Source organism: Mesorhizobium sp. M7A.F.Ca.US.014.04.1.1 (genome assembly GCF_003998745.1).
Classification (GTDB): Bacteria; Pseudomonadota; Alphaproteobacteria; order Rhizobiales; family Rhizobiaceae; genus Mesorhizobium; species Mesorhizobium ciceri.
Map to the genome: position 1 here is coordinate 1 of NZ_RZRW01001043.1, position 1,210 is coordinate 1,210.

The window sequence follows — 1,210 nt, forward strand, 5'->3', positions numbered from 1 at the left end:
CTCCAACCTGCTCATCGTCGCAGCCTTCCCGATCCTCACCGCCACGCTGGCGATGCTGACGCTGGACCGCTATCTCGGCTTCCATTTCTTCACCAACGAAGCCGGCGGAAATCAGATGATGTTCGTCAACCTGATCTGGGCCTGGGGCCATCCCGAGGTCTACATTCTGGTGCTTCCCGCCTTCGGCATCTTCTCCGGGTCTTCTCGACATTCTCGTCAAAGCCGCTGTTCGGATACCGTTCGATGGTCGCGGCAACGATGTTCATCTGCATCGTCTCGTTCATGGTCTGGCTGCATCATTTCTTCACCATGGGCGCCGGAGCAGACGTCAACGCCGCCTTCGGCATCGCCACGTCGGTCATCGCCGTCGGCACCGGGGTGAAGATCTACAACTGGCTCTTCACCATGTATGGCGGGCGCATCCGCTTCGACACGCCGATGCTTTGGGCGCTGGGCTTCGTGACCACCTTCACCGTCGGCGGCATGACCGGCGTTCTGCTTGCCGTTCCACCGGCCGACTTCGTGCTGCACAACTCCCTTTTCCTCGTCGCGCATTTCCACAACGTCATCATTTCGGGCGTGCTGTTCGGCGCGTTCGCCGGCTTCACCTACTGGTTTCCCAAGGCGTTCGGATTCCGCTTGCACGAAGGCTGGGGCAAGGCCGCATTCTGGGTCACCTTGGCCGGCTACATGCTGGTCTTCGTGCCGCTCTATATCGTCGGTCTGCTCGGCATGACGCGGCGCCTGCAGCATATCGACATGGATCTTTGGGCGCCATGGCTGGTGGTGGCCGCGTTCGGCGTGCTGGTGATGATCGCCGGCGCCGCACTGCAGATCATGCAACTCGCCGTTTCGATCCGACATCGCGACAAGCTTCGCGATGAGACAGGCGACCCATGGGACGGGCGTTCACTGGAATGGTCGACGTCTTCCCCTCCCCCCGTTTTCAACTACGAGCGGCTGCCTTTCGTCGAGGATGAAGAGCCCTACTGGCGCATCAAGCAACGGGCAAGGGAGGAGAAGAGGCCCGGTGCGGAGGAAGGATACGAGCCTATCGAGATGCCGCGCAACAGCCCGACAGGCTTCGTCACCGCCTTCTTCAGCACGCTGATCGGGTTCGCGCTGATCTGGCATATATGGTGGCTGGCGATCGTCGGCTTCATCGGCGCCTACGCGACCTTCGTCGTCTTCGCCTGGCGCGATCATGGGG

At 61.4% G+C, this 1,210-nt stretch carries 1 pseudogene; it reads left to right on the plus strand.

The window, feature by feature from the left end:
- Nucleotides 1-1,210: pseudogene (locus tag EOA22_RS34300) on the plus strand (cbb3-type cytochrome c oxidase subunit I); the annotation flags it as partial.